We start from the raw sequence: 26,462 nt of genomic DNA, 5'->3' as shown, positions 1-26,462 counted from the left end.
CCGGCGGGGCGGGCGCTAGTGTTTCGCGCGCCCGAGTCCCGCCGTCGGCGGTCTGCGGGCGCGAGCGGAAGCCGGACCGATGCGCCAGTATCTCGATCTGATGGACAGGATTCTCCGTGAGGGCGTGGAGAAGCGCGACCGCACCGGCACCGGGACGCTTTCGGTGTTCGGACATCAGATGCGCTTCGATCTTTCGGCCGGCTTCCCGCTGGTGACGACGAAGAAGCTGCATCTCAAGTCGATCATCCACGAGCTTCTGTGGTTCCTCGCGGGCGACACCAATATCGGCTATCTGAAGGCCAACGGGGTCGGCATCTGGGACGAGTGGGCCGACCGGCAGGGCGACCTCGGCCCCGTCTACGGGGCGCAGTGGCGCTCCTGGCCGGCGCCCGACGGCGGCACCATCGACCAGATCGCCCAAGTGCTCGATCTCCTGCGCCGCGACCCGGACTCGCGCCGCATCATCGTCTCGGCCTGGAACCCGGCCGACCTGCCGAAGATGGCGCTGGCGCCGTGCCACTGCCTGTTCCAGTTTTACGTCGCCGACGGCAAGCTCTCCTGCCAGCTCTACCAGCGTTCCGCCGACGTGTTCCTCGGCGTGCCGTTCAACATCGCCTCCTATGCGCTCCTCACCCTGATGGTGGCGCAGGTCACCGGGCTGAAGCCGGGGGACTTCGTCCACACCTTCGGCGACGCGCATCTCTATCTCAACCACCTGGAGCAGGCGCGCCTGCAGCTCTCGCGCGATCCGCGGCCGCTGCCGACCATGGTGATCGACCCGGCCGTGACGGATCTGTTCGCCTTCCGGTTCGAACACTTCGTGCTCGAAGGCTACGACCCGCATCCGCACATCAAGGCGGCGGTCGCGGTGTGACGGCGGTCGCCGGCCGGAGGCCCGCATGACCCTGCACCGCCTCGGCCTGATCTCGACACGCCTCGCGGCGTTCCAGGCGGTGGTGCGGTTCGGCTCGATCCGGCGCGCCGCCGCGGCGCTCGGCGTCGCGCCCTCGGCGGTCAGCCGCACGCTGCGGCAGCTGGAAGAGGGGATCGGCACGCCGCTGTTCGAGCGGGCGCGCCAGCGCCTCAAGCTCACCAGCGCCGGCGAGATCCTCGTCTATCATGCCGGCGCCAGCCAGGCGGAGCTGGAGAAGGCCTGCGCCTTCATCGACGATCTCGCCGGCCTGCGGCGGGGCAGCGTGACGGTCGCGGCCGTCGAGAGCGTGACGCGCGGGCTCGTGCCCGAGGTGCTCGGCCGCTTCTGGGCGCGCCATCCCGACGTCGAGGTGCGGCTCGCCGTCGCCGGCTCGGCCCAGGCCTTCGAGGCGGTGGCGCGTGGCGAGGCCGATCTCGCGATCGGCTTCGACGCCAGGCCGCCGAAGGGGACGGTGCGGCTCGCCAGCGCCGCCTGCCGGCTCGGCGCGCTCGTCCGGCCGGACCACCGGCTCGCGCGCCGCAGGTCGGTGCGGCTCGCCGACTTCGCCGGCGAGCGGGTGATCCTGGCCGATGCCAGCCTGACGCTCGGCGCCTCGCTGGAAGCCGCGATGCCGGCCGACGCCACGGCGCGGCGCACCGCCGCGGTGACCAACTCGATCCATCTGATGAGCGACCTCGCGCTGCGCGGCCACGGTGTCACGTTCCAGACCCGGGTGGGCGTCGAGCGCGAGCTCGCCGACGGCGCCCTGGTGTTCGTGCCGCTCGCCGACCGCCAGCTCGCGCCGCGCCGGCTGATCCTGGTCGCGCGCGGGAAGGCGCATCTGCCGGCCGGACCGGCCGTGCTGGCGAACCTCCTGACCGCGGCCGTGCAGGCGCTCGACGGGCGGTAAGGTGTTGCTTCGGACGCAACACCGCGATCACTCACGCCCGTCTATCGCAACGCCCCGGCGGCTGCCAAGGTCTCGCTCCGCGGCCGTTCGGCCGGTTCGGAGGTGACCCGATGCGATCGAAAGTCCTGCTCGCCGTCTCGCTCGTCGCGTCGGCCTGGCTCGCCGTGCCGGCGGCCGCACAGGCCCCCGGGCAAGCTCCTGCGACCGGAGAGCCGACGAAAATCCGGTTCACGCTGGACTGGAAGATCTCGGGTCCGCACGCCTTCTACTATTGGGCGAAGCAGAAGGGCTATTTCGCCGCCGAGGGGCTCGACGTCACCATCGACCAGGGCGAGGGCTCGGCCGCGACCGTGACGCGGGTGATGACCGGCGCCTACGACGCCGGCTTCGGGGACATCAACGCGGTCATCCAGAACGCCGCCGCCAAGCCCGGCGAGCAGCCCGTGATGGTCTATCTCGTCTACAACCGGGCGCCCTATGCCGTGATCGCCAAGGCGGACGGCCCGATCAAGACGCTCAAGGATCTCGAAGGCCGCACCGTCAGCGCGCCCGCCGGCTCGGCGACGTTGCGTCTCCTGGCGCCGCTCGCCGCCAAGAACGGCTTCGACGCCGCGAAGGTGAAGATCCTCAACGCCGCACCGAACCTGATCGAGCAGATGCTGGTGCAGGGCCAAGCCGACGCCATCGCCCAGTTCTCGGTGACGAGCTTCATGAACTTCGTCGCCATGAAGCGCGACCCCGAGAAGGACTTCCGCTGGTTCATGTACAGCGACCTCGGGCTCGACCTCTACTCCAACGGTGTGATGGTCTCGCAGAAGCTCCTCAAGGAGAAGCCCGCGGCGGTGCGCGGCCTCGTCAAGGCGATCAACCGCGCCGTGATGGACGTCGCCGCCGATCCCGACGCGGCGACCACGATGCTGACCGGGCTCGAGCCGCTGATCAACGCCGACATCGAGAAGCAGCGGCTCGTCTACACCATCAAGTCGCTGATGATCTCGCCCGAGACGGCGCGCCTCGGCCTCGGTGATCTCGACGACGGCCGCCTCGCCGGCGCGATCAAGACCGTTGCCGACGCCTATGGCCTCGAGAAAGTGCCGGACGTGCGCGCCGTGTTCGTCCGCGAGTTCCTGCTGCCGGCGGCCGAGCGCGACATCGCCGCGGCCGCCGCGAAAGCGAAGTGAGGAAGGTTCTCGGCGCAGCGCGTCTTAGACCCTCTCCCTGAGGGAGAGGGTCGGCGAGCGCAGCGAGCCGGGGTGAGGGTTTACGGCGCCAGCCGGAGAGCTCGGCACCCCCTCACCCGACGCGCGTTCCGCGCGTCGACCTCTCCCCGCAGGGGAGAGGTGAAAAGCGGACGCCGCATCCTCGCGGCTCGTCATGGCCGGGCTTGTCCCGGCCATCCACGATCTCGCCGAGTCGCGGCGTCGTGACGGGTCGCGAGGCCGAAAGACGTGGATGGCCGGGACGAGCCCGGCCATGACGGAACGAGACAAACGAAGCCATGTCCTCGGGCCATCGACCGAGCGACAAGGAGAAGAAGAGCATGTCCGACCACGAAAAATTCATGCGCCTCGCGATCGACGAGGCGAAGCGCGGGGCCGCGATGGGGGAGCAGCCGTTCGGCGCCGTGGTGGCGATCGGTGACGAGGTGATCGTGTCGACGCCGAGCCTGAAGGTCGGCACCTGCGATACCACGGCCCATTCCGAGACGCTCGCCATCGGGCTCGCGACCCGGAAGCTCGGGCGGCGCGAGATCCCGGAGGCGACGTTCTACTGCACCTGCGAGCCGTGCCCGATGTGCTGCGGCGCCGTGCTCAACGCCGGCATCAAGACGATGGTGATCGGGGCGCGCAACCGCCACGTCAAGCAACACGCCAAGCTCGCCTTCAACTTCAAGGACTACACGGTGGAGCGGCTGGCCGAGATGGTCGGCTGGGATCTGACCGTGATCGAGGGCGTGCTCGAGGACGAGTGCGTCGCGCTCTACGCCGGCGCCGCCGTGCCGCTGACCCGGTGAGGCGTGCATGACCCCGCAGGCCGTCGAAGCCGTGATCGCCGGGCTCAAGGCCGCCGGCGTCAGCGTCGTCTGCTATCTTCCGGACTCGCTGTTCAAGGAGCTGTATCCGGCGCTCGACGCCGATCCCGACATCCGCACCATCCGGGTCACCAACGAAGGCGAAGGGGCGGCGATCTGCGGCGGCGTCTTTCTGTCCGGCAAGCGCGCCGCGCTGGTGATGGAGAATTCGGGGCTGCGCGCGGCGATCGAACCGCTCGCCCGCATGGGGATGGGGGCCGGCATCCCGGTCGTGATGCTGATGAGCTATCGCGGCGATCTCGGCGAGAACAACTGGTGGGCCGTGCCGCACGGCATGACCATGGAGCCGCTCCTGAACGCCATGCGGATCCCGTACCGGGTGGTCGACGAGGCCGCCAAGGTGAAGCAGGCCGTGCGGGACGCCGTCACCTGGTCCTACGCGTCCTATTATCACTCGGCCGTGGCGCTGACCGGGGAGCTGGTGCGATGAGCGCGACGGAAGCCGATCAGGTCGCGGCCGGCGCCAGGATGCACCGCTTCGACTGCATGCGGGTGCTGGCGCCGCTGCTCGAGGACGAGCTGGTGATCCTGTCGCTCGGCGCCAGCGTCGACGAGTGGTACACGGCCGCCCCGCACATGCGCGCCGCGAGCCTGTTCCAGCAGCAGCTCGGCTGCGTCACGCCGCAGGCCTTCGGGCTCGCCGTCGGCCTGCCGCACCGGCGCATCGTGTCGCTCGACACCGACGGGGGCATGATGTTCAACCTCGGCATTCTGGCGACGCTCGCCAACGAGCAGCCGACGAACCTTCTCGTCGTCGTCTGGGACAACGAGTGCTACCAGTCGATCGGCGGGCCGCCGACCCACACGGCACAGGGCCGCGTCGACATCGCGAAGATCGCGCAAGGGGCCGGCGTCACGCAGGCCCATACGGCGACGACGCTGGAGAGCTTCGAGGCGTTGTGCCGGCGCGGGCTCGCCGCGACCGAGCCGTTCGTGATCGTCGCGAAGGTGTCGCAGGAGAGCTTTCGCGACGTGCGCCGCAAGCACTCGGACGGGCGCGAGGACAAGTACATCTTCGTCCGCCACGTCGAGGCGACCGAAGGCATCGTGATCATGGGCCCGAGCGAGCACAACTGAAGCGCAGGAGGGGGCGGTGCCGGGCACCACCCCCTCCGGTCGTGCGACGATCGGACGTGCGGCTACGGCAGCGCGATCGCGACGAAGCGCAGGTCGCCGTCGGCGCCGGCGATCAGGAGAAGGGCCGACTTGCGGCCGTCCTTCTTGAGCGCGTCGATTCGCTTCTGCACGTCGGCCGCGTTCGCCACCGGCTCCTGCGAGATCTCGACGATCACGTCGCCGGCGACGATGCGCTTCTCCGCCGCGGCCGACTTGGAGTCGACCCCGGTGATCACCACGCCCTTCACCGTGTCCTTGATCTTGTAGCGCTTGCGAAGCTCGTCGGAGAGGTTGGCGAGATCGAAGCCGAGCGTCGACTTGACGACCGACTTGTCCTCCGGGGCGCCGCCGTTGCGCTTCGGCGTGAGCGCCGCCTGCTTCTCGCCGTCCTCCAGACGGCCGAGCTTCACGGTCTTCTTCTCCTCCTTGGCCTTGCGGAGGATCACCACCTCGACGTCCTTGCCGACCGGCGTCTCGGCGACGATGCGCGGCAGGTCGCGCATGTCCTTGATGTCCTTGCCGTCGAAGCGGACGATCACGTCGCCGGTCTCGATGCCGGCCGGCTTCGCCGGCCCCTTCTCGTCGACGCCGGAGACGAGCGCGCCGCGCGCCGGCTTGATGCCGATGCTCTCGGCGATCTCGTCGGTGACCTGCTGGATGCGCACGCCGAGCCAGCCGCGCCGCGTCTCGCCGAACTGGCGGAGCTGATCGATGATCGGCATCGCGGTCTTGGAGGGCACCGCGAAGCCGATGCCGATCGAGCCGCCCGACGGCGAGATGATCGCCGTGTTGATGCCCACCACCTCGCCGTCGAGATTGAACAGCGGGCCGCCCGAGTTGCCGCGATTGATCGCCGCGTCGGTCTGGATGTAGTTGTCGTAGCGGCCCGAGTTGATGTCGCGGTTGCGCGCCGAGACGATGCCGGCCGTCACGGTGCCGCCGAGCTGGAACGGATTGCCGATCGCCACGACCCACTCGCCGATCCGCAGCTTCTCGGAGTCGCCGAACGACACCGCCTTGAGCGGCTTGTCGGTCGTCACCTTCAGCACCGCGAGATCGACCTCCTTGTCGCGGCCGAGGATCTCGGCCTTGAGGCGGGTGCCGTCGTTGAAGATCACCGTGACCTCGTCGGCGTCGGCGATGACGTGATTGTTGGTGACGATGATGCCGGACGGGTCGATCACGAAGCCGGAGCCGAGCGAGTTGGCGCGGCGCGGCGTGCGCTCGCGCGGGCCGTTCTCGCCCTGCTGGCCGCCGCGGCGGTTCTTGAAGAACTCCTCGAAGAACTCCTCGAAGGGCGAGCCCGGCGGCAGGTTCGGCACGGCGTTGCCCTGCGCCTGCACGGTCTGCGAGGTCGAGATGTTGACGACCGCGTCCATCACCTTCTCGGTGACGTCGGCGATGGCGTCGGGTCCGCGCGCCAGCGCGCGGCTGTCGAGCGCGGCGGGCACGCCTGCGAACAGGACGGCGGCGGCGAGTGCGGCCGCGACGAGCGGGCGCTTGGTCGGGCGGAAGCGTTCGAACGAAAGGCCGGCCATCACCTGGCGATCTCCTCGGGGGGACAACGAAACTCCGGAACGCGGGACACGGGAACGCGGAACGGGACGCGGCCCGCGCGGACGTCGTCGGCGCGGACATCGTCGACGCGGACATCGTCGACGCGGACGTCGTCGACGCGGACATCGTCGGCGTGGACGCGCACCGGGGTACCGCGCTCGCTCCACGATCGCGGCGTCGCACACCGCGCGCGGTCCGCGGGATTACGGACGAAATCGGGCGGAATGGCGGCCCGCATCGCGCCTCGCCTCGCGGGTCGTACTCGCCCGCCGCGCTCGACCGTCAGGATAGCTGGCGGATCATCCAGATCAAGGCGACGCCGAGCGCCGCGCTGACCACGCCGACGATCCGCAGCGTGGTTTCCGGCGTCTCCAGGAGCGCCAGGGCGGCCCGGCGCGCCGGGCCCGGAAAGGCGGCGAACAGCAGCCCTTCGATCACGAAGACGAGGCCGAGGGCGACCAGGAACGCGGACATCGATGGCCTCGAAGGCGGACGCGGACCGTGGCCCGCACCGAAGTCCGGGTCCGGCGCCGTCGCGACGCCGGACCCGTCGGATCACTGCGCGGCGGCGGCCGCGGGCGCCGCCGTGCGGGCGGGGGCCGCCGCCTGGGCGGCCGGTCGGCTGCCGGTCGGGTTGGTGAAGTAGCGGAAGAACTCGGAATCCGGCCGCAGCAGGAACCGCGTCTCGCCCGGCTTCAGGCCGGCCTCGTAAGCCTGCATGGAGCGGTAGAAGGTGAAGAAGTCCGGATCCTGGCCGAACGCCTCGGCGAAGATGCGGTTGCGGGTCGCGTCGCCTTCGCCGCGCGTCTGCTCGGCCTTGGAGGTGGCGTCGGCGACCAGCACCGTCACGTCGCGGTCGGCGCGGGCGCGGATCTCCTGGGCGCGCTGGCTGCCCTGAGCGCGGAATTCGGCCGCCTCGCGCTGACGCTCGGTCTGCATCCGCTGATAGACGGCCTGGCTGTTCTGCTCCGGCAGGTCGGCGCGGCGGATGCGGACGTCCACGACGTTGATGCCGAAGGCGTGCGCCTCGCGGTCGAGCTGCTCGCGCACCCGCGCCATCATCTGGGTCCGCTCGTCGCGGACCACGTTGGTCAGCGTCGCTTCGCCGAGCACGCGGCGCAGCGCCGAGTTCAGCAGCGTGGCGAGCCGCGAGTTGGCGCCTTCCACCGAGCCGACCGTCTGGTAGAAGCGCAGCGGGTCGACGATCTTGTAGCGGGCGAAGGCGTCGACCACGAGCCGCTTGGAGTCGGAGGCGATCACCTCCTGGGCCGGGTTCTCGAGGTCGAGGATGCGCTTGTCGACGTAGATCACGTTGTCGATCAGCGGCACCTTGAAGTGCAGGCCGGGCTCGGTGACGATCCGGCGCGGATCGCCGAGGCGGACCACCAGGGCCTGCTGGGTCTGGTAGACGGTGAACACCGACGCCCAGCCGAGCACCAGGAGCAGCAGGACGACGACGGCGGCGATGCCGCCAGCGATGCCGGTCTTCATCGGGCGGCTCCCGTCTGGGTGCGCGGCTGCGGCTGCGCCTGCCGTCGGCCGAGCTCGTCGAGATTGAGATAGGGCAGCACGCCGCCGGCCGTGCCGGTGGCACTGGTCGAGGGATCGATGATGATCTTGTCGGTGCCGCCGAACAGCCGCTCCATCGTCTCGAGGTAGAGACGCTCGCGGGTGATCTCCGGCGCCTTCTTGTACTCCTCGTAGATCTTGCTGAAGCGGCTGGCCTGGCCGCGCGCTTCGGCGACGGTCTGCTCGCGATAGGCTTCGGCCGCCTGGGTGATCTGGGCGGCGCGACCGCGCGCCTCCGGCACCACGCGGTTGGCGTAGGTCTGCGCCTCGTTCTGGGCGCGCTCCAGGTCGGCACGGGCCGCCTGGACGTCGCGGAACGAATCGATGACCTGGTTCGGCGGGTCGACCTTCTGGAGCTGCACCTGGGTGATCTGGATGCCGGCGCCGTAATGGTCGAGGGTCCGCTGCATCAGATCCTGCACGGCGGTCTCGATGGTCTGGCGGGCGCCGGTGAGGATCGGCTGCACCTCGGAGCGGCCGATCACGTCGCGCATGGCGCTCTCGGCGACCGCTTTCACGGTGCCTTCGGGGTTCTGGATGTTGAACAGGTACTGGGCGGCGCCCCCGGCCGGCTTGATCACCCAGAACACCGAGAAGTCGACGTCGACGATGTTCTCGTCGCCGGTCAGCATCAGGCTCTCCTCGGGGACGTCGCGCATGGTGGTGCCGCGGCGGATGTCCTCGATGACCCGCATGCCGATGTCGATGCGGTTGACGCGCGTCACCTTCGGGGTGAGCACCGACTCGATCGGATACGGCAGGTGGTAGTTCAGGCCGGGCGTCGCGTCACGGCTGTACTTGCCGAAGCGCAGCACGACGCCGAGCTCGTCGGGCTCGACCCGGTAGAAGCCGGACGCGCCCCACAGCAGCACGGCGACGCCGACCAGGATGGCGATTCCCTTGCCGCCCAGGCTGCCGCCCGGCAGCACCCGGCGGAGCCGATCCTGGCTGCGGCGCAGGAGCTCCTCGAGATCGGGAGGTGTCGGACCCGACGATTGCGGCCCCGTCCCCCACGGTCCCTTGGGGCCCGATCCCCACGGTCCGCCACCCTGATTGCTCCACGGCATCTATGCTGCCTTTCCTCTACGTCCGGCCTCGACCACATATCCGGCCTCGACCATGCACGGCCTCGCCATCCGGCGGTCCGGCGCGAATTCCGGTCGCGCGCGAGGTCTCCGGCCGGAGCGTTCCGCTGAGATGTGGCCTGGGTTATAGGAAACCAACCCCCGTTTCAACGCACGGACTTGCGGCGGCGCGCCGCGGCTGCCCCAGCGGTTCCCGAGCGACGCAGGCTTCGGCTAGTCGGCGCGCCGCGCGTCCTCGTTCCGTGCATAGGTGACGAAGCTGAACGGCGCACCGTCTTCGGGGCCCTGCTGCCCCGGCGTGTGGGCCACGGCCCGCCACGCGGCGGCGTCGATCGGTGGAAAGACGGCATCGCCTGCGGGCGCGGCATGCACCCGGGTGATCTCCAGCCGCTCGGCGAGCGCCATCGCCTCGCGATAGAGCTCGCCGCCACCGGCCAGCATGATCGCCGAGGCGCCGCGCCGCAAGGCATCGCCGCGCGCCACCGCGAGCGCCGCGGCGAGCGAGCCCGCGACCACCACCCCGGCCGCCGCGAAAGCGGCATCGCGCGTCACCACGATGGTGGTGCGGCCGGGCAGGGGCTTGCCGATCGACTGGAAGGTCTTGCGCCCCATCACGACCGGGTGCCCGAGCGTCAGGGCGCGGAAATGCCGCATGTCGGACTTCAGCCGCCAGGGCAACGCCCCGTCGCGGCCGATGACGCCGTTGTCGGCGACGGCGGCGACGAGGACGAGCGGCAAGGGCCGGGTCACGCGGCCGCCGTTGGTGTGGCAGTGCATACACGCATGAAAGCACGCCTTAGTTGCGGAATGCGCGCATTCCGATCATCATGGGGGTAGCACGAAACGGCGACTCACCCGACAGGAGAAGGCCAGTGTACAGCCGCGCGCACGGGACGGCTCGGCCCGTCGTCGCCCGCCTCGGCCGGGTCGGTCTCCTGGTCCGGTCGTCGCTGCCGGGGCTCGTCCGGGCGCTCGTCGCGACCGTCTGGCTGGCGGCGGGCGCGGTCGCCGATCCGTGGTCGCAGGGGCGCGCCGACCCGGCCGGTCCGGTCCGGCCGGACGTCGACGCGATCGCGACCTGCCTCGCCACCGGGCGCGAGATGGTGATGGCGCCGCGACCGGCCTGTGTGCCGCGCGGGAGCGGCGCGGCGATCGCCGAGAAGGCCGGCATGCCGCTCGGCGAGCGCGACTGGTCGGCCGCCTGCGCGAGCGCCGACCACCCGCGCCGCCTGCCGCGCGACACGGTCGCCCGGCTCGCCGGCGACCCCGCGGTGGCACGCAGCGGCATCCGCATCGTCGGCGCGCTGTTCTGCGACGGTCTCGACCTCGCCGACCTCGACCTGCCCGCCCCGCTGATGCTCGACCGCGCCGTCGTCGCCGGGTCTGTCGAGCTGCGTAACCTGCATCTGAAGGGTGACCTCGGGCTCGACAACGCGGTTCTGCTCGACACGCTGCGGCTCGACACGGTCCGGGTCGCCGGCTCGGTCCGGCTGGATCGCAGCTTCGTGCGCCGGCTGCGGGTCGCCGACACCATAGTCGACGGGTCATGGCACCAGTCGACCGCGATCGTGTTCCTCGACGCGCATCTCGTGCGGCTCGCCGTCGCCGGCGATCTCCAGCTCGACCGCGCCGCCGTCTCGCGCCTGTTCGTCCGCGCCGCCCGGGTCGGCGGCACGCTCGCGCTCGACGAGAGCGAGGCGCGCTGCGCCGTGCGGATCGAGGCGAGCACGCTCGGCGCGCTGACGGCCCGCGATGCGGGCTTCGGCAAGGTGGTGACGATCGGCGTGGGGCCGCTCGCGACCCGCTATCCATGGTGGCGGCACGCCATCGAGGGCCGCCCCGCCACGCACGTCCAGACGATGTTCCGCAGCGCCGCCATCGCGGCCATCGCCGAGGCCGAGCGCCGTCGTATCGCGCTGCCCGAGCTGCCGGCCGAGGAGAACGCGCTGCTGCGCGGGTGCCGCGAGGAGACCCAGGTGCTGCCGGACGGCCCCACCCGCAAGGTGGGGATCGACGGCGTCGCCGCGCCGCGCTGGCTCGAGCTCGTCGTGGCCGAGACGACGATCGCCTCCGGCCTGTGCCTCGGCCCGATCGCCTGGGGCACGCCGCGCGACGGCGAGGTGCCGGATCCCCATCATCCCGCGACGGTCGTCGGGCTCGACGGCACGACGATCGGCGGCACGCTCGCGGTCGACCTGTGGGGCGACGCCGCCCCCGTGCAGACGCCACGCCCGGCCGACCCCGCCTTCGACCGTGTCGCCGCCCTGCACGTCTTCGCCGCCGGGGGTGTCTCGGCCGCGTCGATCAGCCTGCGCGTCGCCGATCTCGACCGCCCCTGGACCGGCCGGTTCGACGGGCTGCGCTTCGAGCGCCTCCACGCGGTCGGCCGGGGCCAGAAGGGCGTGCCGACCTGCGGCGGTGACGCCCCGGCGCGGCCTGCCGTCGCACCGACGCTGCCGCCCGTCGCCGAGGTGCTGCGCTGGCTCGACCGCAACCAGGCGGCTTCGACGCAGCCTTTCGTGCCGTTCACCGCGGCCTTCGAGGCGGCCGGGGCGGGGGCCGAGGCCGACGAGCTGCGCATCCGCCGCCGCAGCATCGAGGTGTGCGGCCGCGTGGCGCGCTGGCTGCCCGTCGTGGCGGGGCTCTGTCCGGGCGGCGCGCGTGCCGCGGCCTCGGCGGCGGCCGCGGCCGAGACGGCGCCCGAATGGCCGTCCGGCAGCCATGTGCGGGCCGGCTTCGGCGGCGTCGTGTCTGGCGCCGGCGACCTGATCGGCACCGGCTTCGCCGCTGCGATGTGGGTCTTGGCCGACCACGGCTTGCGCCCCGGCAAGCTGGCCTGGTGGGCGGCGGGCGCGCTGGCGATCGTGTGGATCGTGCTCCGCCTCGGGCTCGGCGTGGTCGGCTTCCTGCCGGAGAGCCGCGCGCCCGGCGGCCGCCTGTGGCCGATCGGGCCGCTGTTCCTGATCGACCGGCTGATCCCGGTCTACCGGGTCCGCGGCGAGCACTACGCGGTCGCCGGCTTCTTCCGCCGGGCCGACCCGGCCGAAGCGGAGGGACCGGCCGAGGCGATCGAGACGACGCTGCGCGGCCGCAAGGTCGTCGTGCGTCCGGTCGACGAGGTCACGCGGCACCGCATCGACACCGTGCTGACGGTGCTGCGCGTCACCGGCGTGGTGCTCGCCGTGTTCCTGCTCGCCGCCCTTTTGTCCGGCGGACGCTGAACCTCCGCCGCGTCACTCCGCCTTCAGGAGCACGTGCTTCTTCTTGCCGAGCGACAGCTTGATCACGCCGTCGGCGGTGAGGTTCTTCGGCCCCAGCATCATCTTCTCGTCCGTCACGGTCGCGTCGTTGACCTTGAGGCCGCCGGCCTTGACCTGGCGGCGCGCCTCGCCGTTGGAGGCGACGAGGCCGGTCTTGTCGGCGAAGGCGGTGAGCACGCCGAGACCTTTCTCCAGATCGGCCCGCGACACGATCACGGTCGGCAGGCTGGCCGCGAGCGCGCCTTCCTCGAAGGTCTTGCGGGCCGTCTCGGCGGCCTCGTCGGCGGCGGCGCGGCCGTGCACCAGGGCGGTCGCCTCGGTGGCGAGGATCTTCTTCGCCTCGTTGATCTCGGCGCCGCCGAGCGCGGCCAGGCGCTCGATCTCGGCCAGCGGCAGCAGCGTGAACAGCTTGAGGAACGCGACGACGTCGCCGTCCTCGGTGTTGCGCCAGAACTGCCAGTAGTCCCACGGGCTCAGCATCGCGGCGTCGAGCCACACGGCGCCGGCCGCGGTCTTGCCCATCTTGGCGCCCGACGCGGTGGTGAGCAGCGGGCAGGTCAGCGCATGGAGCTGATGCGTGCCCATGCGGCGGCCGAGATCGATGCCGTTGACGATGTTGCCCCACTGGTCGGAGCCGCCCATCTGCAGGTTGCAGCCGTAGCGCCGGGCCAGCTCGACGAAGTCGTAGGACTGCAGGATCATGTAGTTGAACTCGATGAAGGAGAGCTCCTGCTCGCGCTCGAGCCGGAGCTTCACCGAGTCCATGGTCAGCATGCGGTTGATCGAGAAGTGGCGGCCGACCTCGCGCAGCATCTCGATGTAGTTGAGCGTCGTCAGCCACTCGGCGTTGTCGGCCATGACGGCGTCGGTCGTGCCCTCGCCGAAGGTCAGGAAGTTCGAGAACACCCGCTTGATGCTGTTCTTGTTGTCGTCGATCTGCTCGTAGGTGAGCATCTTGCGGGTCTCGTCGCGGCCCGAGGGATCGCCGACCCGGGTCGTGCCGCCGCCCATCAGCGCGATCGGCTTGTTGCCGGTCTGCTGCAGCCAGTGCAGCATCATGATCGTGATCAGGTGGCCGACGTGCAGCGACGGCGCCGTGCAGTCGTAGCCGACATAGGCGACGAGCGCGTTCTTCTTCGCCAGCGCATCGAGCCCGGCCGCATCCGACACCTGGTGGATGAAGCCGCGGCTCTCCAGGGTGCGGAGAAAATCGGACTCGTACGTGCTCATGACCCTCGTCCTCGCTGCGGGGAGACGGGCGTCGCGGTCGCGTCGCGCCGCCCGAAAAGACATCGCCGGCCGCATCGTGGCGAGCCGCGCGCGGGCGCTCTCGATGCGCCCGGCCTCGGGCCGGTGATGTATCAGGTCCGCCGGCGATTTCAAACGGCGCGCCCGGCGACCGCCCGGCCGCCGACGGTGCCGGAACCACACGGTCGGAGCCCCGCCGGCGCGGACCGGGGGCCGGCCCGGCGGTGCGGTGGGGCCTCGTCGTTCGGCCGCGGCAGCAGGACGAGACGCGGCGCGGCATGGCATCCCGCCGTGTATTATACCAACGGCCCTGAACTTCGATCCGTCATCCCGAGGTGTCCGGCGAAGCCGGACCTCGAAGGATGCGGCCCGGGCCGTCGCCCTTCGAGGCTCGGGCTTTGCCCGAGCACCTCAGGGTGACGGCGAGAATCAGGGGCGGAGGCGGCTGGTATTAGTCCATGTCATAAGAAAGTACGACGCCGCCCATTGTTTCGCTAGACGAAGCATCGAACCGTGGTGTTCGATCCGACGCGGCGCGGTCGCGTCAGAATTTCTTAAATAGCGATAGTTCTATTATGAGGAGCCGCGGAAAACTCTTCCGGTGGGGCGCCGGCGCTCGACCGCGGCCGGCCGCGCCGCTCCGAGACATGTCCCGATGACCTCTCCGTCGACCCGCTCCGTGCGCGGCATCAAGATCACCACCACGCTCTATGCGCTGTTCGGCGTCTGCGCCGTGGTCATGGGCGTCCAGGCCGGCTCGGCGCTGCGCGAGTCGTGGATGCAGGCCGCCGCCACGGCCGAGGCCGAGGCGGCCGCCGTCGCCAACCGCGCCCTGTTCGACGTCATTCAGAACACCGTGGTCGAGCGCGGCATGATGTTTGTCGCGCTGCAGGCCGAGGCGCCGGCCGACGCTCGGCTCGGCGAGCAATTCGCGACCTTCCGGAGCAAGGCCGCGCCGGCGATCGAGACCGTGCTGGCGGCATGCAGCCGGTTGCGCTGCGCCGACGGCGACGTGCCCGGAACGCTGCGCCGCATGCTGGCCGACGTCGCCGCGGTGCGGGCCAAGGCCGACGCGGCCGTCAAACTGCCGCTCAAGGAGCGCCCGCCGGGCCTCGCCAAGGAGTGGTTCCAGACGGCGCAGACCATCGGCAACGAGTACGAGCGGGTGTCGGCTGCGCTCGGCGACAAGATCCGCATGGTCGATCCGGTGGTCGCCGAGCTCGTCGGCATCAAGGACGCGGCCTGGCTGGCGCGTGCGGCCGGCGGCCGCGAGCGCACCGCGGTCCAACAGATTCTGCAGAAGCGCACCCTTTCGCCGGAGCTGCGCGACCTGCGCCAGGCGCTGGGCGGTCAGACCGACGCGGCTTGGCTCGTCGTGAAGAGCCTGACGGCGCGTCCCGGCGTGCCTGCGGCCGTGGTGGCCGCGGTCGCGGACGCCCAGACGAAGCGTTTCGAGACCTATCCGAAGGCGCGCGCCGAGATCGAGAAGGCGTTGAGCGAAGGGCGCGAGTCGCCGATCGGCAACGACGAGTATGTGCGCATCGCCAACCTGTCGCTCGATGCGCTGGTCGCCGTCTCGACCCGGGCGCTCGAGGCGATCATCGCGCATGCCGAGGCGGGCTCTGCGGCCGCCCGGACCGGGCTCCTGGTCAACGCCGCCGTGCTGGCACTCGCCATCGTCGTCGGCCTCGTCGGCATCCTGGTCGCCTGGCGGCGGATCGGACGGCCGCTGTCGCAGCTCACCGGCGGCATGCGGGCGCTGGCGAACGGCGATCTCGACGTCGTGCTGCCCGGCGTCGACCGCGGCGACGAGATCGGGGAGATCGCCCGCGCGGTCGAGGCGTTCAAGGTGAAGGCGGCCGACACGGCGCGGCGCGACGCCGAGGCGCAGGCGGAGGCGGAGAGCCGGGCGGCCGAGACGCGCCGCCGCGAGATGCATCGGCTCGCCGAGTCCTTCGAGGCGGCGGTCGGCGAGATCGTCGAGACGGTGTCGTCGGCGGCCACCGAGCTCGAGGCGTCGGCCGGCACCTTGACCCGGACGGCCGAGATGACCCGCGACCTCTCCGCCACGGCGGCGTCGACCTCCGAGCAGGCCTCGGCCAGCATTCGCAACGTCGCCACGGCGACCGGCGAGATGACGCGGTCGGTCGACGAGATCAGCCGCCAGGTGAAGGACTCGACCCGCATCGCCGCCGAGGCGGTCCGCCAGGCCGAGCAGACCGACCGGCGGATCGGCGAGCTGTCCCAGGCCGCCGCCCGCATCGGCGACGTGGTCAAGCTGATCACGGCGATCGCCGAGCAGACCAACCTCCTGGCACTGAACGCGACCATCGAGGCGGCGCGGGCCGGCGAGGCCGGCAAGGGCTTCGCGGTCGTCGCCCAGGAGGTGAAGGCGTTGGCCGGGCAGACCGCCAAGGCGACCAGCGAGATTTCCGGCCAGATCGCGGGCATGCAGTCGGCGACCGCCGAGTCGGTCACCGCCATCAAGGAGATCGGCTCGACGATCGGGCGCATCGCCACGATCGCCTCGACCATCGCCGCGACCGTCGAGGAGCAGGGGGCCGTCACGGGCGAGATCGGCCGCGAGGTGCAGGAGGCGTCCGCCGGTGCGGGCACGGTGGCGACGACCATCGGCGAGGTGAGCCGCGGCGCCGGTGAGACCGGGGCGGCCTCGGCGCAAGTCCTCGCCTCGGCCCGGGCGCTCGCCGGCGAGAGCAACCGGCTGGAGGTCGAGGTCGAGAAGTTCCTGGCGACCGTCCGGGCCGCCTGACCGGCGGCGTGACAGGGCGCTCGCCGGCCGCGGGCCGGGGTCGGGCTCAGCCGGTGCGGCGGCCGCGCGGCTCCGGGCGCGCCGTCGCGGTGGCGAGGCGCTTGTCGAGATACGAGGTGATGGCCTGCATCAGCGGCTCGATCTTCTGGTCGAAGAAGTGGTTGGCCGAGGGGATCACCTTCTGCTCGATGACGATGCCCTTTTGGGTCTTGAGCTTCTCGACCAGCGTCTGGACGTCCTTGTAGGGCACGACGGCGTCGCGCTCGCCGTGGACGATCAGGCCGGAGGACGGGCAGGGGGCCAGGAACGAGAAGTCGTAGAGGTTGGCCGGTGGGGCGATCGAGATGAAGCCCTCGATCTCGGGCCGCCGCATCAGGAGCTGCATGCCGATCCAGGCGCCGAACGAGAAGCCGGCGATCCAGCAGCCGCGCGCCTCCGGATTGATCGCCTGGGCCCAATCGAGCGCCGAGGCGGCGTCGGACAGCTCGCCCTGGCCGTGGTCGAACGACCCCTGGCTGCGGCCGACGCCGCGGAAGTTGAAGCGCAGTACCGAGAAGTTGCGGTGCGCGAAGGCGTAGTAGAGCTGGTAGACGATCTGGTGGTTCATCGTGCCGCCGAACTGCGGGTGCGGATGCAGCACGATGGCGATCGGCGCGTTCTTCACCCGTGACGGGTGATAGCGTCCCTCGATCCGGCCGGCGGACCCGTTGAAGATGACCTCAGGCATGCTCTTGAACCTCGTCCTGCCGGGCGGTGCTGCGGCACCGCCGCCCCGACCTCGCCGCGGCGCCCTTGACGTCGCCGGCGCGGCCCGCCTATCTGTCTACGACGCCTCGAATTTCCGGAATGGTTCCTGGCCGTTGGACGGCGGTGACGCCGGTCGGTGGCGCGGCGCCATGGTCTAGCATGAGCACCGGGGCGAAAAGCAAGGTTTTCGTGCATCCGGCGCAGCCGGACCGGCCCGGCTCTCGAAGACGCGTCCCGCCGGCCGCTCGGCGGCTGATCCGCGAGGGCGGTCGCCGCGTACCCCTTCGCGGCCCTGAGCCTCGGCCCGCCACCCCCGGCCCAATGTCATGACCGACCGCGTCTATCTCGACTGGAACGCCACCGCGCCGCTGCGCCCGGAAGCGCGTGCCGCGATGCTGGCGGCGCTCGACGCCGGCAACCCGTCCGCGGTGCATGCCGAGGGGCGGGCGGCACGTGCGCTGGTCGAGGACGCCCGCGCCGCCGTCGCCCGGCTGGTCGGCACGTCGGCCCGGAACGTCGTCTTCACCTCGGGCGGCACCGAGGCCAACACGCTCGCTTTGACGCCGGGGCTCGCGATCGGCACCGACACGGCGGGGCGCGACCGTCTCCTGGTGTCGGCGATCGAACATCCGTCGGTGCGGGCCGGTGGCCGGTTTGCGACGAACGCTGTCGACATCCTGCCGGTGACCCCCGACGGAATTGTCGATCTGGCCGCCCTGGAGGCTCGGCTGGCCGCGCTCGCCGTTGAAAAGACTGGGCTTCGGCCGTTGGTATCGCTCATGCATGCGAACAACGAGACCGGGGTGGTGCAGCCGATCGCCGCCGCGGCGGAGCTGGTCCACGCGGCCGGAGGAATCCTGCATGTCGACGCCGTCCAGAGCGCCGGAAAAATACCCTGTGACGTCGCGGCGCTCGGGGCCGACCTGATGACGCTGTCGGGCCACAAGATCGGCGGTCCGAAGGGCGTCGGCGCCCTGGTGCTGCGGTCCGGGGACATTCGGGTCACCGCGCCTCTCGTCAAGGGCGGCGGGCAGGAGCATGGCGCGCGCGCTGGCACCGAGAACGTCGCCGCGATCGCCGGCTTCGGCGCCGCCGCAATGGCGGCCGCACGCGATCTCGCCGAGGCCGGTCCGGCCATGGCGGCGCTGCGCGACGCCCTCGAAACGGCCGCCGAGGCGGCCGTTCCGGGAACCGTCGTGATCGCGCGGGGCGTGGCTCGGCTGCCCAACACGAGCCTCCTGACGCATCCGGGCCTGAAGGCCGAGACGGCCGTCATCGCTCTCGATCTCGCCGGGATCGCCGTGTCGGCGGGCGCGGCCTGCTCGTCCGGCAAGGTCGGTGCCTCGCAGGTGCTCGCGGCGATGGGCGTGCCCGACGCTCTCGCCGGCGGCGCCGTGCGGGTGAGCCTCGGCCCGACGACCGGTGAACGCGACGTTTCGACCTTCGTCGACGCTTGGAAGCAGCTCGTACGTAGACTATCTAGGGGAGGATGCGGTATTGCCGCGTGACCCGTTCACATGTGAGCCGGTCGACACCGACCCGTTCGAGACCGACCTGATCACAACCATCCCGTTCATCGTCGCAGGTGATCTTCCGCAGGACGAACACCATAGGGCAACATCCAACCCGCGGTCCTTGAAACCGCAGTGGAGGGAATGAGATGCCGGCCGTGCAGGAGACCGTCGAGCAGGTCAAGAGCATCGACGTCGACCAGTACAAATACGGTTTCGAGACGCAGATCGAGACCGAGAAGGCGCCGAAGGGGCTGTCCGAGGACATCGTCCGCTTCATTTCGGCCAAGAAGAACGAGCCTGCTTGGCTGCTCGACTGGCGGTTGGACGCCTATCGGCGCTGGCTCACCATGGATGAGCCGACCTGGGCGCGCGTCGACTACCCGGAGATCGATTACGACGACCTCTACTATTACGCGGCCCCGAAGGCCTTCGTTGCGCCGAAGTCGCTCGACGACGTCGATCCGGAGATCCTCAGGACTTACGAGAAGCTCGGCATTCCGCTGCGCGAGCAGGAAATCCTCGCCGGCGTGGTGCGCGACGACGGGACCGAAGGCCCGGCCGGCGGCACCCGGGTCGCGGTCGACGCGGTGTTCGATTCGGTGTCGGTGGCGACCACCTTCAAGGAGGAGCTGAAGAAGGCCGGCGTGATCTTCATGCCGATCTCCGAGGCCGTGCACGAGCACCCCGCGCTGGTGCAGAAGTATCTCGGCTCGGTCGTGCCGGTGACCGACAACTTCTTCGCCACCCTGAACTCCGCCGTGTTCTCGGACGGCTCCTTCGTCTACATCCCGCCGGGCGTGCGCTGCCCGATGGAGCTGTCGACCTATTTCCGCATCAACGAGAAGAACACCGGCCAGTTCGAGCGCACGCTGATCATCGCCGACAAGGGCTCCTATGTGAGCTACCTGGAAGGCTGCACGGCGCCGCGCCGCGACGAGAACCAGCTGCACGCCGCCGTGGTCGAGCTGATCGCGCTCGACGACGCCGAGATCAAGTACTCGACGGTCCAGAACTGGTACCCGGGCGACTCGGAAGGCAAGGGCGGCATCTACAACTTCGTCACCAAGCGGGGCGACTGCCGCGGCCCGCGCTCGAAGATCTCGTGGACCCAGGTGGAGACCGGCTCGGCCATCACCTGGAAGTATCCGTCCTGCATCCTCCGGGGTGAAGGGTCGCGCGGAGAATTCTATTCGATCGCCATCTCGAACGGCCGCCAGCAGGTCGATTCCGGCACCAAGATGATCCATCTCGGCAAGAACACGACGAGCCGGATCATCTCCAAGGGCATCGCGGCGGGGCGCTCCGACAACACCTATCGGGGCCTCGTCTCGGCCCACCGCAAGGCGACCGGTGCGCGCAACTTCACGAACTGCGACTCGCTCCTGATCGGCTCGCACTGCGGCGCCCACACGGTGCCGTACATCGAGGCGAAGAACGCCTCCGCCGTGTTCGAGCACGAGGCGACCACCTCGAAGATCTCCGAGGACATGCTGTTCTACTGCATGCAGCGCGGGCTCTCGCCCGAGGAGGCGGTGGCGCTCGTCGTCAACGGCTTCGTGCGCGACGTGCTCCAGCATCTTCCCATGGAGTTCGCGGTCGAGGCCCAGAAGCTGATCTCCATCTCGCTGGAGGGCAGCGTCGGATGAGCGAGGCACCTGACAATCTGGTCCTGGAGCATCTTCGTGCGATCCGTGGCCAGACGGGCAAGATGGCCGACATGATGCACACGATGAGCGTCGAGATGACCGCCATCCGCCAGCATCTCGCCGGTGTCGTGACCATCCAGGAGCACGACCACGGCGACATCGCCGGCATCAAGGCGCGGCTCGACCGAATCGAGACACGACCGGATCTGGTCGATTGAGATCGAGCGTCCGCAGGTCGCCGACGGCGCGCGGGCGCGAGACATTCAACAGTCATTGACGCGTGACGCCCGGCCGCTGCGATGCAGGGCGGGACAACACGAGGTGAAACCGAAATGTCGCTTCTGGAAATCAAGAACCTCGAGGCCTCCGTCGAGGACCGTCAGATCCTCCGGGGCGTGAACCTCACCGTGAATCCGGGCGAGGTGCACGCCATCATGGGCCCGAACGGCTCGGGCAAGTCGACGCTGGCGCATGTGCTGTCCGGCAAGGACGGCTACGAGGTGACGGGCGGCGAGGTGCGGCTGGACGGCGTCGACCTGCTCGCGCTGGCGCCCGACGAGCGCGCTGCCGCGGGCCTGTTCCTCGCCTTCCAGTACCCGATGGAGATCCCGGGTGTCGCGACCATGACGTTCCTGCGCACCGCGATGAATTCGCAGCGCAAGAAGCGCGGCGAGCCGGAGCTCTCCACGCCCGACTTCATGAAGCGGGTGCGCGAGGAGGCCAAGAACCTCTCGATCGACCCCGAGATGCTCAAGCGGCCCGTGAACGTCGGCTTCTCGGGCGGCGAGAAGAAGCGCGCCGAGGTGCTGCAGATGGCGCTGCTCCAGCCCAAGCTCGCGATCCTCGACGAGACCGACTCGGGGCTGGACATCGACGCGCTGAAGATCGCGGCCGAGGGCGTCAACCGGCTGCGCTCGCCGGAGCGCGGCATGATCGTGATCACGCACTATCAGCGGCTGCTCAACCACATCGTCCCGGACATCGTCCACGTTTTCTCACGCGGCCGCATCGTGCGGACCGGCGGCAAGGAGCTGGCGCTCGAGCTCGAGGCCAAGGGCTATGCCGACTACGAGCAGGAGGCGGCGGCCTGACGCCGAGGCGCGATGACCGAGGAGGTCGACAATCTGGTGCTGCAGCATCTGCGGGCCATTCGCGGCCAGCTCGACGTGCTGAGCGATCGCATGCTCGAGCTGACGCAGCGGGTCGGAAGCCTGGGGCAGCAGATGGCGCACCTGAACGTGCAGTTCGCGAACCTCTCGGTACGCGTCGACCGCATCGACGCCCGTCTCGACCGCGTCGAACGCCGCCTCGGCCTGATCGAAGCCTGACGCCTGCGACCGAATTTCGGATGATCTGATCATGACCCGACCGACCGCCAATACCGATGTCGCAAACACCGATGCCGCGAGGACCGACGCCGAGCAGGCGATCGCGGCCGCCTTCGACGGCGTGAAGGACCGGCTGCCCGGCGCCGCGCCGGTGAGCGCGCGCCGTGCGGCGGCATTCGAGACCTTCGCGGCGGCCGGCCTGCCGACCCGCCGCGTGGAGACGTGGAAGTACACGGATCTGCGCGCCCTGATGCGCGAGGCGAAGCCGCTGGCGCAGCCGCCCGGCGAGATCGGCAAGGTGCGGGCGCGCGCCGCCGGCGCCGTCCTGGCCGGCGCCGACCTGCGTCGCGTCGTGATCGCCGACGGCGTCCTCCTGAAGGATCTCTCGGATCTCGACGGGCTGGAGCCCGGTCTGTCGATCGGCTCGCTCGCCGATGCTCTGACCCGCGGCGATTCCGAGGTGACGGGGCAGCTCGGCGCCCAGAGCCCGGCCGAGAAGGACGTCGCTTTCGCGCTCAACACCGCCTTCATGGGCGACGGCGCCGTGATCCGGGTCGCCCCCGGTGCGAGGATCGCGCGGCCGATCCACCTCGTCTTCTGCTTCACCGGCCCGGTGCCGGCGGCCGTGTACACCCGCTCGCTGGTGACCGTCGGGGCCGGCGCGGCCGTGACCCTGGTGGAGACCCACGAGGGACCGGACGGGCTCGACTATCAGATCAACACCGCTCTCGACGTCGTCGCCGGCGACGGCGCCGAGATCGATCACGTCAAGATCGGGCTCGACGGCGCGTCCGCGCTTCATATCGCGACGCTCACGGCGGCACTCGGCCCGCATGTGCGTTACAACGATCTCGTCGTCGCGCTCGGCGGCGCCGCGGTGCGCAACCAGCTCTTCGTGCGCTGCGACGGGACCGGCATCACGCTCTCGCTCAACGGCGCGACCATGCTGAAGGGCCGCCAGCACGCCGACGCGACGCTCGTCGTCGACCACGCGATCGGCGGCTGCGTCAGCCGCGAAACCTTCAAGGGCGTGCTCGACGGCGAGAGCCGCAGCGTCTTCCAGGGCAAGATCGTGGTGCGTCCCGACGCGCAGAAGACCGACGGCAAGATGGCCTCGCACGCGCTCCTGCTGTCGGAGACGGCCGAGGCCGATCACAAGCCGGAGCTCGAGATCTTCGCCGACGACGTGGTCTGCGGCCACGGCGCCACGGCCGGTGCGCTCGACGACGACCTGCTGTTCTACCTGATGGCGCGCGGCATCCCCAAGAAGGAGGCCGAGACGCTGCTGATCCAGTCCTTCGTCGGCGAGGCGATCGACACGGTGACCAACGAGGGCATCCGCGATGCCCTGACGGCCGCGACGGCGCGGTGGCTCGAGGCACGGGAGTAGCACGAGGCGTGGTCTTCGGGCCGCGCGTGCGGATCACATGACCCATCCTGCGGTACAGAACGGCTCCTACGACGTCGCCCGCATCCGCGAGGACTTTCCGGCGCTGTCGCTGAAGGTCTACGGCAAGCCGCTTGTCTATCTCGACAACGCCGCCTCGGCCCAGAAGCCGATCGCGGTGCTCGACCGGACGACGCACGCCTACACGCACGAATACGCCAACGTGCATCGCGGCCTGCACTACCTCGCGAACGCCGCGACCGAGGGCTACGAAGGCGCGCGCGAGAAGGTGCGGGCCTTCATCAACGCGGCGCGGACCGAGGAGATCGTCTTCACCCGCAATGCCACCGAGGCGATCAACCTGGTCGCCCAGACCTTCGGGCGCGAGCGCATCGGCGAGGGCGACGAGATCGTGCTCTCGATCATGGAGCACCATTCCAACATCGTGCCTTGGCATTTCCTGCGCGAGCGGCAGGGTGCCGTGATCAAGTGGGCGCCGGTCGACGACGAGGGCAACTTTCTCCTCGACGAGTTCGAGAAGCTGCTGACCGATCGCACCAAGATGGTCGCGATCACCCAGATGTCGAACGGGCTCGGCACCATGGTGCCGGTCAAGGAGGTGGTGCGCATCGCGCACGCCCGCGGCATCCCGGTGCTGGTCGACGGAGCGCAGGGCTCGGTGCATCTCGACGTCGACGTCCAGGACATCGGCTGCGATTTCTACGTGATCACGGGCCACAAGCTGTACGGCCCGAGCGGCATCGGCGCCCTCTACGCCCGCCACGACATCCTCGAGACGATGCCGCCGTTCCTCGGCGGCGGCGAGATGATCCGCGAGGTGTTCGAGGATCGCGTCACCTACGGCGACCCGCCGCACCGCTTCGAGGCGGGCACGCCGGCGATCGTCCAAGCGATCGGTTTCGGCGCCGCGTTGGACTACATCGAGTCCATCGGCCGCGACCGCATCCGGGCGCACGAGGAGACGCTGCTCGCCTACGCCACCGATCGGCTGCGCGAGATCAACTCGCTGCGGATCATCGGCACGGCGCGCCAGAAGGGCGCCATCGTCTCGTTCGAGATGAAGGGCGCGCATCCGCACGACATCGCCACCATCATCGACCGCTCCGGTATCGCGGTGCGGGCCGGCACCCATTGCGTGATGCCGCTCCTGGCGCGGTTCGGCGTCACGGCCACTTGCAGGGCCAGCTTCGGGCTTTACAACACGGTCGAAGAAGTCGACCGTCTGGCCGAGGCCCTGATCAAGGCGCAGGACATGTTTGCATGAACGACACCACGAAGGCGGCCGAGGCCGCCGCACCGGCGACGGCCGGCGCGACCCCGACGGTCACGGCGCCGTCGGGCTCGGCGCTGCCGGCCGACGAGGTCCGGCGCATGACCGACGACATCGTCGCGGCGCTGAAGACCGTCTACGACCCGGAGATCCCGGCCGACATCTACGAGCTCGGCCTGATCTACCGAATCGAGATCAACGACGACCGCTCGGTGGCGGTCGACATGACCCTGACGACGCCCAACTGTCCCTCGGCCCAGGAGCTTCCCACCATGGTGGAGAACGCGGTGCTGACGGTGGCCGGCGTCGGCCCGGTCGACGTCGCGGTGGTGTGGGATCCGCCCTGGGATCCGAGCCGGATGTCCGACGAGGCGCGGGTCGTTCTCAACATGTGGTAGGCGCCGGTCGCGGCGCCCCGGCGGTGGCCCCCGGCCGCGAGGGAGAGACGAGATGGTGCAAGAGACCGTGAGCGGGCAGACCGTGAGCGGGCAGACCGTGAGCCCGCAGACCGTGAGCCCGCAGACCTCGGCCCGGCCGGCGGTCGCCCGGCGGCCGCGGCCGCAGGTGATCCGGCTGACCGATGCCGCGGCGGCGCGGCTCAAGCAGATCATGGCGAAGGCGGAGACGCCGATCGCCGGCGTGCGCATCGGCGTCAAGAACGGCGGCTGTGCCGGCATGTCCTACACGATGGAATATGCCGCCGCGGTCGCGCCGACCGACGAGGTGATCGAGGACAAGGGCGTGCGGGTGCTAGTCGATCCGAAAGCCGTGCTGTTCCTGCTCGGCACCGAGATGGACTTCAAGACCGAGAAGCTCTCCGCCGGCTTCGTGTTCACCAACCCGAACCAGGTCTCGGCCTGCGGCTGCGGCGAGTCGGTGCAGATCAAGCCGGCCGACGCCGAGGCTTAACGGCGAGGCAGGGCGGCGCCTCAGGCGATCCGCTTGGTGTCGCGCGGCACGACCTCGGGGTCGGTCTCGCACACCACCATGTTCCGGCCCGATCGCTTGGCCGCGTAGAGGCAGGCATCGGTACGTTCGATCAGGCTGAGGATCGTGTCGGCCGGACGCAGCGTCGCGACCCCGCACGAGATGGTGACCCGGCCCAGAACCTCGCGGGTCGAGCGCTTCATCAGCTCCTTGCCCATCACGGCGCGGCGGATGGAGTCGGCGACCGTGGTGGCGGCGCGCAGCGGCGTCTCCGGCAGGATGACGGCGAACTCCTCGCCTCCGTAGCGCGCGGCGACGTCCTGGCCCTTGACGTTCTGCTTCACCGAAAGCGCGACGAGCCGCAGCACCTGGTCGCCGGTGAGGTGGCCGTAGGTGTCGTTGAAGCGCTTGAAGTGGTCGATGTCGGTGAGGATCAGCGACAGCGTCTGGCCCTGTGTGGCGGCCTGCTCGACGAGGCGCCCGAGGACGTCGTCGAAGCACTTGCGGTTGGCGAGCGTGGTCAGCGGGTCGGTCAGGCTCTCGCTGCGCAGCTCCTCGAGGTTCTGTTGCAGCTTGGCGATCTCGCCCTTGGAGGCGCCGAGGCGCTGCTCGAGCTCGCGATTGTTGGTCTCCATCTCCTTCACGGTGCGCAGCAGATCGCCGATCACCTGATGGATCGCGGAGGTGTCCTCGGCGTGGCCCAGCTGGTCGCTCGCGTCGGCCAGCGTCTCGGTCGCCCGGCTGGTCGAGCCCATCGCGGCGTCGAGCACGGCCATGATCTGATCGATCTTGCCGGCGACCTTGCCGCCGATCGACTCGATCTGCTCGCCGATCCGCGACGGCGTGAAGAACTGCGCATGGAGGCGGTCGACCTCCTCGGTCGACAGCTTGCCGGATTGGACGAGGCGGTCGTTGATGGCGGCGTTGAGCGCGGCGTTGTAGCCGGTCGCGTAGTGGTACCAGAGCTCGTAGTTGCGCGGGGCCGCCGAGATGCGCAGCGCCGCGATCTGGTCGAGGGCGACTTTCGCGAACGAGATGGTGCGATCGAAATCGTCCGCCCTGTCCGACATCCACGCACTCCGGCCCTGTGGGGAGGACGGCC

The 26,462-nt window shown here is 70.1% G+C and carries 26 protein-coding genes; 17 read left to right on the top strand and 9 right to left on the bottom strand.

Annotation, left to right across the window (positions count from 1 at the left end; genetic code table 11):
- Positions 1-79: 79 nt before the first annotated feature.
- The 6 genes from ACFSOX_RS08510 to ACFSOX_RS08485 all read left to right on the top strand — a co-directional run bounded on the left by ACFSOX_RS08510 (position 80) and on the right by ACFSOX_RS08485 (position 4,992).
- Positions 80-874, top strand: a complete 795-nt coding sequence (locus ACFSOX_RS08510) for a thymidylate synthase (protein WP_378477374.1) — start codon at positions 80-82, stop codon at positions 872-874.
- Positions 875-899: 25 nt separating this feature from the next.
- A complete protein-coding gene (locus tag ACFSOX_RS08505) occupies positions 900-1,823 on the top strand; it encodes a LysR family transcriptional regulator (RefSeq protein ID WP_378477373.1) in 924 nt (307 codons plus the stop codon).
- Between the two features lie 110 nt (positions 1,824-1,933).
- On the top strand, positions 1,934-3,004 hold the full coding sequence (locus ACFSOX_RS08500; protein ID WP_378477372.1) for an ABC transporter substrate-binding protein: 1,071 nt from the start codon (positions 1,934-1,936) through the stop codon (positions 3,002-3,004).
- Between the two features lie 359 nt (positions 3,005-3,363).
- Complete coding sequence (locus ACFSOX_RS08495) at positions 3,364-3,837, top strand: nucleoside deaminase (protein ID WP_378477371.1); 474 nt, start codon at positions 3,364-3,366, stop codon at positions 3,835-3,837.
- Between the two features lie 7 nt (positions 3,838-3,844).
- Complete coding sequence (locus ACFSOX_RS08490) at positions 3,845-4,345, top strand: thiamine pyrophosphate-binding protein (protein ID WP_378477370.1); 501 nt, start codon at positions 3,845-3,847, stop codon at positions 4,343-4,345.
- Positions 4,342-4,992, top strand: a complete 651-nt coding sequence (locus tag ACFSOX_RS08485) for a thiamine pyrophosphate-dependent enzyme (RefSeq protein ID WP_378477369.1) — start codon at positions 4,342-4,344, stop codon at positions 4,990-4,992. Before ACFSOX_RS08490 ends, ACFSOX_RS08485 begins: the two co-directional genes overlap by 4 nt.
- A 62-nt stretch (positions 4,993-5,054) precedes the next feature.
- Here the strand turns inward: ACFSOX_RS08485 and ACFSOX_RS08480 are convergent, their stop codons facing one another.
- The 6 genes from ACFSOX_RS08480 to ACFSOX_RS08455 form a co-directional block, all read right to left on the bottom strand.
- Positions 5,055-6,569, bottom strand: coding sequence for a DegQ family serine endoprotease (locus tag ACFSOX_RS08480; RefSeq protein WP_378477368.1), 1,515 nt, complete (start codon positions 6,567-6,569; stop codon positions 5,055-5,057).
- Positions 6,569-6,826: a hypothetical protein gene (locus tag ACFSOX_RS08475; RefSeq protein WP_378477367.1), complete on the bottom strand. Its 258-nt coding sequence runs from the start codon at positions 6,824-6,826 to the stop codon at positions 6,569-6,571. Before ACFSOX_RS08475 ends, ACFSOX_RS08480 begins: the two co-directional genes overlap by 1 nt.
- A 44-nt stretch (positions 6,827-6,870) precedes the next feature.
- Positions 6,871-7,062: a DUF2065 domain-containing protein gene (locus ACFSOX_RS08470; RefSeq protein ID WP_378477366.1), complete on the bottom strand. Its 192-nt coding sequence runs from the start codon at positions 7,060-7,062 to the stop codon at positions 6,871-6,873.
- An 81-nt stretch (positions 7,063-7,143) separates the two neighbouring features.
- Positions 7,144-8,079 (bottom strand): protease modulator HflC, encoded by a 936-nt coding sequence (gene hflC / locus ACFSOX_RS08465; RefSeq protein ID WP_378477365.1) that lies wholly within the window; start codon positions 8,077-8,079, stop codon positions 7,144-7,146.
- Positions 8,076-9,224, bottom strand: a complete 1,149-nt coding sequence (hflK, locus tag ACFSOX_RS08460; protein WP_378477364.1) for an FtsH protease activity modulator HflK — start codon at positions 9,222-9,224, stop codon at positions 8,076-8,078. Before hflK ends, hflC begins: the two co-directional genes overlap by 4 nt.
- A gap of 231 nt (positions 9,225-9,455) precedes the next feature.
- Positions 9,456-9,992 (bottom strand): dihydrofolate reductase, encoded by a 537-nt coding sequence (locus ACFSOX_RS08455; protein ID WP_378477363.1) that lies wholly within the window; start codon positions 9,990-9,992, stop codon positions 9,456-9,458.
- 122 nt (positions 9,993-10,114) lie between these two features.
- On the opposite strand from ACFSOX_RS08455, the gene ACFSOX_RS08450 reads away from it, so the two are divergent.
- Positions 10,115-12,463: a hypothetical protein gene (locus ACFSOX_RS08450; protein ID WP_378477362.1), complete on the top strand. Its 2,349-nt coding sequence runs from the start codon at positions 10,115-10,117 to the stop codon at positions 12,461-12,463.
- Positions 12,464-12,475: 12 nt separating this feature from the next.
- Here ACFSOX_RS08450 and tyrS read toward each other — a convergent pair whose 3' ends face one another.
- Complete coding sequence (gene tyrS / locus ACFSOX_RS08445) at positions 12,476-13,732, bottom strand: tyrosine--tRNA ligase (RefSeq protein WP_378477361.1); 1,257 nt, start codon at positions 13,730-13,732, stop codon at positions 12,476-12,478.
- 673 nt (positions 13,733-14,405) lie between these two features.
- Between tyrS and ACFSOX_RS08440 the strand changes: the two genes are divergently transcribed.
- Entirely contained in the window at positions 14,406-16,520 is a 2,115-nt protein-coding gene (locus ACFSOX_RS08440; RefSeq protein WP_378477360.1) for a methyl-accepting chemotaxis protein, read from the top strand.
- Between the two features lie 46 nt (positions 16,521-16,566).
- Here the strand turns inward: ACFSOX_RS08440 and ACFSOX_RS08435 are convergent, their stop codons facing one another.
- Positions 16,567-17,247 (bottom strand): alpha/beta hydrolase, encoded by a 681-nt coding sequence (locus tag ACFSOX_RS08435; RefSeq protein WP_378477359.1) that lies wholly within the window; start codon positions 17,245-17,247, stop codon positions 16,567-16,569.
- 346 nt (positions 17,248-17,593) lie between these two features.
- Here ACFSOX_RS08435 and ACFSOX_RS08430 point away from each other — a divergent pair, with 346 nt between their 5' ends.
- The 9 genes from ACFSOX_RS08430 to ACFSOX_RS08390 all read left to right on the top strand — a co-directional run bounded on the left by ACFSOX_RS08430 (position 17,594) and on the right by ACFSOX_RS08390 (position 25,342).
- Complete coding sequence (locus ACFSOX_RS08430) at positions 17,594-18,775, top strand: cysteine desulfurase family protein (RefSeq protein WP_378477358.1); 1,182 nt, start codon at positions 17,594-17,596, stop codon at positions 18,773-18,775.
- A 152-nt stretch (positions 18,776-18,927) separates the two neighbouring features.
- Positions 18,928-20,427, top strand: coding sequence for a Fe-S cluster assembly protein SufB (gene sufB, locus ACFSOX_RS08425; protein ID WP_378477357.1), 1,500 nt, complete (start codon positions 18,928-18,930; stop codon positions 20,425-20,427).
- Complete coding sequence (locus ACFSOX_RS08420; protein ID WP_378477356.1) at positions 20,424-20,645, top strand: hypothetical protein; 222 nt, start codon at positions 20,424-20,426, stop codon at positions 20,643-20,645. Before sufB ends, ACFSOX_RS08420 begins: the two co-directional genes overlap by 4 nt.
- A gap of 114 nt (positions 20,646-20,759) precedes the next feature.
- On the top strand, positions 20,760-21,518 hold the full coding sequence (sufC, locus tag ACFSOX_RS08415; protein WP_378477355.1) for a Fe-S cluster assembly ATPase SufC: 759 nt from the start codon (positions 20,760-20,762) through the stop codon (positions 21,516-21,518).
- 12 nt (positions 21,519-21,530) lie between these two features.
- Positions 21,531-21,755: a hypothetical protein gene (locus ACFSOX_RS08410; RefSeq protein ID WP_378477354.1), complete on the top strand. Its 225-nt coding sequence runs from the start codon at positions 21,531-21,533 to the stop codon at positions 21,753-21,755.
- A 31-nt stretch (positions 21,756-21,786) separates the two neighbouring features.
- Positions 21,787-23,145, top strand: a complete 1,359-nt coding sequence (gene sufD, locus ACFSOX_RS08405) for a Fe-S cluster assembly protein SufD (RefSeq protein ID WP_378477353.1) — start codon at positions 21,787-21,789, stop codon at positions 23,143-23,145.
- Positions 23,146-23,182: 37 nt separating this feature from the next.
- Complete coding sequence (locus ACFSOX_RS08400) at positions 23,183-24,427, top strand: cysteine desulfurase (RefSeq protein ID WP_378477352.1); 1,245 nt, start codon at positions 23,183-23,185, stop codon at positions 24,425-24,427.
- Positions 24,424-24,831, top strand: coding sequence for an SUF system Fe-S cluster assembly protein (locus tag ACFSOX_RS08395; RefSeq protein WP_378477351.1), 408 nt, complete (start codon positions 24,424-24,426; stop codon positions 24,829-24,831). The genes ACFSOX_RS08400 and ACFSOX_RS08395 overlap by 4 nt, the downstream gene beginning before the upstream one ends.
- Before the next feature lie 52 nt (positions 24,832-24,883).
- Positions 24,884-25,342, top strand: a complete 459-nt coding sequence (locus ACFSOX_RS08390) for a HesB/IscA family protein (protein ID WP_378477350.1) — start codon at positions 24,884-24,886, stop codon at positions 25,340-25,342.
- Between the two features lie 20 nt (positions 25,343-25,362).
- Here the strand turns inward: ACFSOX_RS08390 and ACFSOX_RS08385 are convergent, their stop codons facing one another.
- Positions 25,363-26,430 (bottom strand): GGDEF domain-containing protein, encoded by a 1,068-nt coding sequence (locus ACFSOX_RS08385; RefSeq protein WP_378477349.1) that lies wholly within the window; start codon positions 26,428-26,430, stop codon positions 25,363-25,365.
- Between the last annotated feature and the right edge of the window lie 32 nt (positions 26,431-26,462).

It is taken from the genome of Rhodoplanes azumiensis, assembly GCF_042682915.1.
GTDB classification, from domain to species: domain Bacteria; phylum Pseudomonadota; class Alphaproteobacteria; order Rhizobiales; family Xanthobacteraceae; genus Rhodoplanes; species Rhodoplanes azumiensis.
This window is presented reverse-complemented; position numbering and strand designations above follow the sequence as displayed.